This window comes from Actinosynnema sp., from assembly GCF_052038725.1.
On the sequence record NZ_JBQGCX010000675.1, the window covers coordinates 1 to 8,986 of the forward strand.

The window sequence follows — 8,986 nt, forward strand, 5'->3', positions numbered from 1 at the left end:
CGGCGACCATCAGCTGCACCCGGATGGGGAGGGTGGCCTGCTGGTAGGCGGCCACCTCCAGGGGGGTGGTCCCGATCAGGCCGCCTGCCACACCCGCCTCCGCGGCCAGGACCACGCCCTCGGACAGGCACTGCCTGGCGCCCGCCTCCACGTCGGCGATCACGTGGGACAGCGGGTACGGGAGCAGCAGGGCTCGGGCGGCGCTCTGGGCGCCCTCCGCCAGGAAACCGGTCAGCGCGCCCTCGGCGTCGCGCTCGGCGTCGGCCAGGGCGTGCGCGGGCAGCTCGGCCAGCGTGCCGGAGTCGACCACGCAGGCGTGGCCCGACACGTCCTGCAGGTAGACGCGCCCGCCCACCGCGTCCAGGTCGCGCGCGGTGAGCGGGCGGTCCAGGAGGCGGTGGTCGTAGCCCGCCGCCTCCAGCCAGGCCCCGGTCCGGTGGGCCGCCAGGAGGGCCACGACCTCGGTGACGGTGCGGCATCCCGAAACGTCCGGCATCCGGGCCGCGCGGCCGGTCCACGCCAGGTGGGTGTGGGCGTCCACGAAACCCGGCAGCACCACCGCGCCGTCCAGGTCGACCACGCGCCTGGCGGGCAGGTCGCGGACCTGGTCGCCCACCCCGACCACGCGTCCGCGCCACACGCCCACCACGTCCGACCCGGTCCCGGCGGGGTCCAGCGTCACGACCCGTCCGCGCACCAACTTCACGTCAAGGATCACACGCGCAGAGTAATCACGGCGGACTCGTTTAGGGTTGGATAACTTAGGTTAGGCTTGCCATTCCGAGGAGGAGTTCATGCGGGTCGTCATGTTCGGCTACCAGACCTGGGGGCACCGCACGCTCCAGGCGCTCCTGGACTCCGAGCACGAGGTGGCGCTCGTCGTCACCCACCCGAAGAGCGACCACGCCTACGAGCGGATCTGGAGCGACTCGGTCGCCGATCTCGCCGAGGAGCACGGCATCGAGGTGCTGATCCGCGAGCGACCGGACGACGAGGAGCTGCTGACCCGCCTCAAGGAGGACGACCCGGACGTCATCGTGGCGACGAACTGGCGCACCTGGATTCCCCCGAAGGTGTTCAACCTCCCCAAGCGGGGGACGCTCAACGTGCACGACTCGCTGCTCCCCGCCTACGCCGGGTTCTCGCCGCTGATCTGGGCGCTGATCAACGACGAGAAGGAGGTCGGCGTCACCGCGCACATGATGGACGACACCCTCGACGCCGGGGACGTCGTGCTCCAGCGCGCCGTGCCGGTCGGGCCGCGCGACACCACCGCCGACCTGTTCCACAAGACCCTGGCGCTGTTCGGGCCGATCACCGTGGACGGGCTGGCCGAGCTGGCGTCCGGGCGCACCGAGTTCACCCCGCAGGACCGCTCGAAGGCGAGCTTCTTCCACAAGCGCGCCGAGGAGGACCTGCGGATCGACTGGACCTGGACCGCCGAGGAGCTGGACCGCCTGGTGCGGGCGCAGTGCGCGCCCTACCCGAGCGCCTACGCGTTCCACCGGGGCCGCAGGCTGGAGATCGTGGAGGCCGAGGTGTCGCGGGAGAACTACGGCGGCACGCCGGGCCGGATCTTCTACCGCGAGGGCGACGGCGTCGCGATCGTCGCGGGCCCGGAGGCCAGGCGCGGGCGCGGTCGGGCGCTGCTGGTGAAGCGGGTCCGCACCGACGAGGGCGTCGAACTGGGCGCCACCGAGTACTTCACCCATATGGGCGGCTACCTCACCAGCCGTCCGCAGTAGTCGGGACCAACGGGGTCACCAATCCCACGACGGAGATACGGTCCGTCGCTGAAGTGAGGTTTGGTGACCCCGTTGTGTAATCATTCAGTGTTATGAGCGGCAAGCGGACGACTCTCGTGGCGGTGCTCCTCCTGGCTCTGACGGGCTGCCAGGGCGTGCTGGACGGCCAACTGCCCACATCGTCCTCGCCGCAGCAGCCGCCCGCGGCGAACAGCGGCCAGGCGGGCGAGCAGCTGGCCGGGCTGGCCATCGCCCCCGAGGCCAAGATGGCGGGCTACAGCCGGGACCGGTTCCCGCACTGGGCGGGCCAGGGCGACTCCTGCGACACCCGCGAGGTCGTCCTGCGCCAGCAGGGCGCAGGCGTGCAGACCGACGGCGAGTGCAAGGCCACCTCGGGCACGTGGGTCAGCGCCTACGACGGCGTCGAGGTGACCAAGGCGGGCGACCTGGACATCGACCACACGGTGCCGCTGGCCGAGGCGTGGCGCTCGGGCGCGGACAAGTGGGACGACGAGAAGCGCAAGGCGTTCGCGAACGACCTGGGCGGCGTGCAGCTGATCGCGGTGACCGCGAAGACCAACCGCGCCAAGGGCGACCAGGACCCGGCCAAGTGGATGCCGCCGAAGGCGGACTACGCGTGCACGTACGTCGCGCACTGGATCCAGGTGAAGGCGCAGTACGCGCTGACCGTCGACCAGGCCGAGCACGACGCGCTGGCGGGCGTGCTCGCCAAGTGCTGACCTGACCGACCCCGTCGACGCCCCCTCGCCCGCGCGGCGCAGGGGGCGTTCGCGCGTCCGGGGCCGGACGGGATCGGACGGGGCTGCCGGGGCGGGAAGCGGTCGGCCAGGAAACAGGTAGGCCGGGAAACAGGTAGGCCGGAATTCGGTCGAGCCCTCCGGGACGCGGCGCTACCGTCGGACGGCGCCGGATGCGATCTTCGCGGACCCGAGGTCGGCCGCGCTCTACGACGTGTTCGACGGCGACCGGGTCGACCTGGACGCCTGCACCGCCCTGGTCGCCGAGCTGGGCGCCCGCCGGGTGCTCGACGTCGGCTGCGGCACGGGCTCGCTGGCCGTGCGGCTGGCGGCTGCCGGCATCGAGGTGGTCGGGCTGGACCCGGCGGGGGCGTGGCTGGACGTCGCGCGCGGCAAGGAGCACGCCGACCGGGTCCGCCGGCTGGGCGGCGGGGCCGCCGACGCGCCCGCGCTGGGCGTGGACCTGGTGGTGCTGACCGGCAACGTCGCGCAGGTGTTCACCACCGACGCCGGCTGGGCGGAGGCGCTCGCAGGCGCCCACCACGCGCTGCGCCCCGGCGGTCACCTGGTGTTCGAGACCCGCCGCCCGGAGTTCCGAGCCTGGGGGGAGTGGGCGCGCACTCCCCCGGTGACCAGGGACGTTCCCGGCGTCGGACCGGTCACCGCCGAGCTCGCGGTGCTGGAGGTGGCGCTGCCGCTGGTGTCCTTCCGGCACACCTACCGCTTCCCGGACGGGACCGCGCTCGCCTCGGACTCGGTGCTGCGGTTCCGCGACCGAGCCGAGCTGGAGGCGGACCTGGTCGGGGCGGGGTTCCGGGTCCTGGACGTGCGGCAGGCCCCGGACCGGCCGGGCCGCGAGTTCGTCGTTCTCGCCGAACGCGCGGGGTGAGGCCGGTCCGGGGCCTGCCGGATCGAACCGCGCGGGTCAGGTGATCGAGTACGAGCGGGAGTCCGGGCGCATCTCCTCGAACTGCTTGACCAGCGCCTCGTAGACCTTGGCGCGCCGCACCCAGGCCGCGGAGCCGCCTGCCGCGGCGACGGGCGCCTCGCCGAGCGGGTGCACCGCGTCGGTCACCCCGTACTCCAGCCGGTAGGCCACCAGGGTCGCCGCGGCGCGCAGCCACGGCGTCGGGTCGGGCGCGGTGATCTCGCCGAGGCCCACCCGGAACCACACCGGCAGCCGCGCGTCGGCCGCCAGCGACCGCTGCAACCTGGCGCGCGCGTGGGCCTGGATCTCGCCGCGCGCCTTGTCGCCGTGCGCCACGGCCTCCTGCCGCCAGGCCTCCTCGCCCGCCTTCCGGTCGGCCTCCAGCCGGTGGTACGCCTCGGTCGCCTCGGCCTCGCGGGCGTGGATCTGCCACTCGGCCTGGCTCACCGAGTGCTGGAGCGCGTCGCGCTCGAAGCGCTGCATCCGCTTCTCCAAGCGGGCCCGGCCGGTGTCCCTGCGCTCCTGCAACGACTCGTACTCGGCCACCTCGGCGCGCAGCTCGGCCCGCACCTCGTCGGCCAGGAGGTCCTGCTCGGCGTCCCAGGCCGCGCGCAGCGCGGACACTGTTCCGGCGATCTCCTCGTCCACCCGGTCCAGGTCCTCGTCCGCGCCCGCGCCCAACCCGGCCAGCCGCCGCTCCAGCACCAGCAGGCGGGAACTGACCCGCCCGAGGTCCGCGATCAGCTGGGTGGTCGTCGCCACGAGGCTCTCGACCACGGGTTCCAGGACGTCGAGCCGCTCCTTCTCGGTGGGGGCCATGCCCCCAAGCCAACCGCACGGATAGGGGCTCTTCACGGCGGCGCGGGCACAACCACGCAAACGGCGGCGTGGAACCCCCGCGCGGGGCAACGGATGATCACCGAGCGTGAACGGGTGAAGTGCCCGTTTTCGGTGTATGCCTTCCCCATGACGACCTCGGTGAAGGAGACGGAGCGCAAGTACGAGGCACCGGACGGCGTGCGGCTGCCCGCGATGACCGGGCTGCCGGGGGTGGCGGCCACCGCCGGTCCGCACGAGCAGCTGCTGGAGGCGGTGTACTACGACACCGGGGACCTGCGGCTGGCGAGCGCGGGCCTGACCCTGCGCAGGCGCACCGGCGGGGACGACGCGGGCTGGCACCTGAAGCTGCCCGCGGGCGTCGACACCCGCGAGGAGCTGCGGCTGCCGCCGGGCGGGGAGGACAGCGCGCCGCCGGAGGAGCTGGGCTCGCTGGTGCGGGTGCACACCAGGGGCGGCGAGCTGGCCCCGGTGGCGCTGATCAGCACCGAGCGGCAGCGCTGGCAGCTGGTGGACGGGCGCGGCGACCTGCTGGTGGAGGTGGTCGAGGACCGGGTGTCGGCCACCGGCGGCGAGGACGGCGACGAGGCGCGGACGTGGCGCGAGGTCGAGGTCGAGCTGGGCGAGCGGGGCACGGTCGCGCTGCTGGACGCGGTGGAGCGGCGGCTCAAGAAGGCCGGGATGCGCCGGTCGCGGTCCTCGGCGAAGCTGACCCGCCTGCTCGGCGACCGGGTGCCCGCGCGGCCGACCGGCCCGGACGTCGGGCGGAAGTCGGCGGGCGGCGTGGTGCTGGCCTACCTGCGCGAGCAGGCGGACGCGCTGCGGGCGCAGGACCCGAGGGTGCGCCGGGACGAGCCGGACGCGGTGCACGCCATGCGGGTGGCGACCCGGCGGATGCGCAGCGCGCTGAAGGTGTTCGGCGGGATCGTCGACAAGGGGCGGACGGCGGACCTGGCGGGCGAGCTGAAGTGGCTGGCCGGGGTGCTCGGGCAGGCCCGCGACCTGGAGGTGCTGCGGGAGCGGTTCGAGCTGGTGCTGGACGGCCTGGAGCCCGAGCTGCGGCCCGGTCCGGTGGCGGCCCGGTTGACCCGGCACTTCGCCCCGCGCGAGGCGCAGGCCAAGCGGTCGGCCGTGGAGGCGCTGGACAGCCCGCGCTACTTCGCGCTGCTGGACGCGGTGGACGCGCTGCTGGCCGACCCGCCGCTGACCAGGCGGGCGCGCGGCAAGGCGAAGGACGAGCTGCCGGGGCTGGCCGCGAAGAGCTACCGGAAGCTGGCCGCGCAGGTCGCGCGGGCGCACGACGACGCCGGGCTGCACGAGGCGCGCAAGGGCGCGAAGCGGCTGCGGTACGCGGTGGAGGCGGTGGAGCCGCTGCACGGCAAGCCAGCGCGCCGGTACCGCAGGAAGGTCAAGGCGGTGCAGACGCTGCTCGGCGACCACCAGGACAGCGTGGTGGCGCGGCCGGTGCTGCGGCAGCTCGGCGCGGAGGCGGGGGCGGCCGGGGAGAACGGGTTCGCGTTCGGCGTGCTGCACGGGCTGGAGAGCCAGCGGGCCGCGCTGGTGGAGGAGCGGTTCCCGGCGCTGTGGGCGGGGCTGGGCAAGCCCAAGTTCGCCTGATTGGTCCAGACCTTGACACCTCTCGGGGGCGCTTGCCACGGTGGGGGCGGCCAGCACCGCGCCCCCGCCGAGCCGAGCGCGGGGGCGCCGAACCGCCGCGGAGAGCCCCTTGCACACGATCGTGCCAGCGCCCGTCCTGGTTGAGCCGCGCCCCGGCGCCGCGTTCACCCTCGCCCCCGACGCCGAGGTCCGCGTCCCGCCAGGCTCGCCCGGCGCGCGCGACGTCGGCGAGCTGCTGGCGGAGCTGCTGCGCCCGGCGACCGGCTACCCGCTGCCGGTGGTGGAGGGCGCGGCCGGACCGGGCGTCGTGCTGCTGCTGGAGGGCGCCGCCGCCGAGGTCGGCGACGAGGGCTACGAGCTCGACACCGCCGAGGACACCGCCGTGCTCAGGGCCAACACCCCGGCGGGCCTGTGGTCCGGGGTGCAGACGCTGCGGCAGCTGCTGCCCGCCGCCGTCGAGAGCCCGGAGCGGCAGGACGGCCCGTTCACCGTGCCCGCCGTGCACGTGCTCGACCACCCGCGCTTCCCGCACCGGGGCGTGATGCTGGACGTGGCCAGGCACTTCTTCGGCGTCGACGACGTCAAGCGCTACCTGGACCTGGCCGTCGCGCACAAGGTCAACACCCTGCACCTGCACCTGAGCGACGACCAGGGCTGGCGGCTGGAGATCGAGAGCTGGCCGAACCTGACCGCGCACGGGTCGACCAGCTCGGTCGGCGGCGGCCCCGGCGGCTTCTACACCCAGGACGACTACCGCGAGATCGTCGCCTACGCGGCCCGCAGGCACGTCACCGTCGTGCCGGAGATCGACCTGCCCGGCCACACCGCCGCCGCGCTGTCCTCCTACCCGGAGCTGAACCCGGACGGCATCGCGCCCAAGCTCTACACCGGCATCGAGGTGGGCTTCTCCACCCTGGACATCGCCTCCGAGACCACCTACCGGTTCGTGGCCGACGTGCTGCGCGAGGTCGCCGCGCTCACCCCCGGCCCGTACCTGCACATCGGCGGCGACGAGGCGTTCGCGACCGAGCCCGCGGACTGCCGGGCCTTCATGGCGCGGGTGCTGCCCATGGTCGGGGAGCACGGCAAGCGCGCCATGGGCTGGTCCGAGTTCACCCGCGCCGACCTGCCCACGACGGCGGTCGCGCAGTACTGGGACACCGGGCGGCCCGCGGGTCCCGAGCTGGCCGAGGCGGCGGCGCGCGGGGTGCGGTTCGTGCTGTCCCCCGCGGACCGGGTGTACCTGGACATGAAGTACACCGAGAAGACCGAGCTGGGCCTGAAGTGGGCCGGGACCGTGGAGGTCGACGCCGCCTACGGCTGGGACCCGGCGACCCTGCTCGACGGGGTGCCGGAGTCGGCGGTGCTGGGCGTGGAGGCCCCGCTGTGGACCGAGACGCTCACGACGGTGGCCGAGCTGGAGTCCATGGCCTTCCCGCGGCTGGCGGCGGTGGCCGAGGTGGGCTGGACCGCCGCGACCGGCCGGGACTGGGCGGACTTCCGGTCCCGGCTGGCCGCGCAGGGCCCCCGGTGGACGGCGAGGGGCGTGGCCTTCCACCGCTCACCCACCGTCCCGTGGCAGGGCTGACACCTCCTCGTCGGTGAGCAGCCGGGAGCGCACCAGGAAGCGCACGCCCAGCGGGGCCTCCAGGGAGAACCCGCTGCCGCGGCCGGGGACGACGTCGATGGTCAGGTGGGTGTGCTTCCAGTACTCGAACTGGGCGGAGGACATCCACACCGGCACCGGCGAGCCGTCCACCACCAGGTCGCCCAGGTGCACGTCGGAGCCGCCGGTGCGGAACTCCCCCGCCGGGTAGCACATGGGCGCGCTGCCGTCGCAGCAGCCGCCGGACTGGTGGAACATCAGCTCCCCGTGGTCGGCCCGGAGGCGGCGGATCAGCCCCGCCGCCTCCTCGGTCAGCGCGACCCGCTCCATCAGAAGAAGCCCTGCGCGCCGGGGGCGTAGCTGACCAGCAGGTTCTTGGTCTGCTGGTAGTGGTCGAGCATCATCCGGTGGGTCTCGCGGCCGATGCCGGACTGCTTGTAGCCGCCGAACGCCGCGTGCGCCGGGTAGGTGTGGTAGTTGTTCACCCACACCCGGCCCGCCTGGATCTCGCGGCCCGCGCGGTAGGCGGTGGACCCGTCGCGGGACCAGACGCCCGCGCCGAGGCCGTACAGCGTGTCGTTGGCGATCTTGATGGCGTCGGCGTAGTCGTCGAAGCGGGCCACCGACACGACCGGGCCGAAGATCTCCTCCTGGAAGATCCGCATCTTGTTGTCGCCCTCGAACACGGTCGGGGTGACGTAGTAGCCGCCGGACAGCTCGCCGCCCAGGTCCGCGCGACCGCCGCCGGTGAGCAGCGCGGCGCCCTCGGCCTTGCCGATCTCGATGTAGGCGAGGATCTTCTCCAACTGGTCGTTGCTGGCCTGCGCGCCGATCATCGTGTCGGTGTCGAGCGGGTGGCCCTGCTTGACCGCCTTGGTGCGCTCGACCGCGTCGCCGAGGAACTCCTCGTAGATCGAGCCCTGGATCAGCGCGCGGGACGGGCAGGTGCACACCTCGCCCTGGTTGAGCGCGAACATCGTGAAGCCCTCGAGGGCCTTGTCGTAGAACTCGTCGCGCTGGGCGGCCACGTCGCCGAAGAAGATGTTCGGGCTCTTGCCGCCCAGCTCCAGGGTGACCGGGATGATGTTCTCGCTGGCGTACTGCATGATCAGCCTGCCGGTGGTGGTCTCACCGGTGAACGCGACCTTCGCGACGCGCTTGCTGGTGGCCAGCGGCTTGCCCGCCTCCACGCCGAAGCCGTTGACCACGTTCAGCACGCCCGGCGGCAGCAGGTCGGCGATCAGCTCGACCAGCACCATGATCGACGCCGGGGTCTGCTCGGCGGGCTTGAGCACGACCGCGTTGCCCGCCGCGAGCGCGGGGGCGAGCTTCCACACGGCCATCAGGATCGGGAAGTTCCACGGGATGATCTGGCCGACGACGCCGAGCGGCTCGTGGAAGTGGTACGCGACCATGTCCTCGTCGATCTGCGAGATACCGCCCTCCTGGGCGCGAATCGCGCCGGCGAAGTAGCGGAAGTGGTCGACCGCGAGCG

General features: G+C 73.6%; 9 protein-coding genes. 5 read left to right on the forward strand and 4 right to left on the reverse strand.

Annotated features, from left to right (window positions below; all coding sequences use genetic code 11):
* The coding region (locus ACTUAL_RS14260; RefSeq protein WP_440900575.1) for an amidohydrolase family protein at positions 1 to 718 on the reverse strand (718 nt) is incomplete at its 3' end.
* 76 nt (positions 719 to 794) lie between these two features.
* On the opposite strand from ACTUAL_RS14260, the gene ACTUAL_RS14265 reads away from it, so the two are divergent.
* From ACTUAL_RS14265 to ACTUAL_RS14275, 3 genes are all read left to right on the forward strand, one after another.
* Positions 795 to 1,745: a methionyl-tRNA formyltransferase gene (locus ACTUAL_RS14265; RefSeq protein ID WP_440900576.1), complete on the forward strand. Its 951-nt coding sequence runs from the start codon at positions 795 to 797 to the stop codon at positions 1,743 to 1,745.
* Positions 1,746 to 1,867: 122 nt separating this feature from the next.
* On the forward strand, positions 1,868 to 2,485 hold the full coding sequence (locus tag ACTUAL_RS14270; RefSeq protein WP_440900577.1) for an HNH endonuclease family protein: 618 nt from the start codon (positions 1,868 to 1,870) through the stop codon (positions 2,483 to 2,485).
* Positions 2,486 to 2,717: 232 nt separating this feature from the next.
* Positions 2,718 to 3,392 carry a class I SAM-dependent DNA methyltransferase gene (locus ACTUAL_RS14275; RefSeq protein ID WP_440900578.1) on the forward strand — a complete coding sequence of 225 codons (675 nt, stop codon included), beginning with the start codon at positions 2,718 to 2,720 and terminating at the stop codon, positions 3,390 to 3,392.
* Between the two features lie 36 nt (positions 3,393 to 3,428).
* Here the strand turns inward: ACTUAL_RS14275 and ACTUAL_RS14280 are convergent, their stop codons facing one another.
* Positions 3,429 to 4,250 (reverse strand): hypothetical protein, encoded by an 822-nt coding sequence (locus ACTUAL_RS14280; RefSeq protein ID WP_440900579.1) that lies wholly within the window; start codon positions 4,248 to 4,250, stop codon positions 3,429 to 3,431.
* 147 nt (positions 4,251 to 4,397) lie between these two features.
* Here ACTUAL_RS14280 and ACTUAL_RS14285 point away from each other — a divergent pair, with 147 nt between their 5' ends.
* Together ACTUAL_RS14285 and ACTUAL_RS14290 are read left to right on the forward strand one after the other, a co-directional pair.
* Positions 4,398 to 5,885 (forward strand): CYTH and CHAD domain-containing protein, encoded by a 1,488-nt coding sequence (locus ACTUAL_RS14285; protein ID WP_096491789.1) that lies wholly within the window; start codon positions 4,398 to 4,400, stop codon positions 5,883 to 5,885.
* 40 nt (positions 5,886 to 5,925) lie between these two features.
* Complete coding sequence (locus ACTUAL_RS14290) at positions 5,926 to 7,473, forward strand: beta-N-acetylhexosaminidase (protein ID WP_440900580.1); 1,548 nt, start codon at positions 5,926 to 5,928, stop codon at positions 7,471 to 7,473.
* Here the strand turns inward: ACTUAL_RS14290 and ACTUAL_RS14295 are convergent.
* Complete coding sequence (locus ACTUAL_RS14295) at positions 7,447 to 7,821, reverse strand: DUF779 domain-containing protein (RefSeq protein WP_177154527.1); 375 nt, start codon at positions 7,819 to 7,821, stop codon at positions 7,447 to 7,449. The two genes, ACTUAL_RS14290 and ACTUAL_RS14295, sit on opposite strands and share 27 nt — an antisense overlap.
* Positions 7,821 to 8,986, reverse strand: a 1,166-nt coding sequence (gene adh / locus ACTUAL_RS14300) for an aldehyde dehydrogenase (RefSeq protein ID WP_440900581.1), incomplete at its 5' end; no start/stop codon positions are given. The genes ACTUAL_RS14295 and adh, both read right to left, overlap by 1 nt.

Coding starts and splice junctions, on each gene's coding strand:
- ACTUAL_RS14265 (WP_440900576.1), top strand. CDS start 795: ATGCGGGTCGTCATGTTCGGCTACCAGACCTGGGGGCACCGCACGCTC.
- ACTUAL_RS14280 (WP_440900579.1), bottom strand. CDS start 4,250: ATGGCCCCCACCGAGAAGGAGCGGCTCGACGTCCTGGAACCCGTGGTC.
- ACTUAL_RS14285 (WP_096491789.1), top strand. CDS start 4,398: ATGACGACCTCGGTGAAGGAGACGGAGCGCAAGTACGAGGCACCGGAC.
- ACTUAL_RS14295 (WP_177154527.1), bottom strand. CDS start 7,821: ATGGAGCGGGTCGCGCTGACCGAGGAGGCGGCGGGGCTGATCCGCCGC.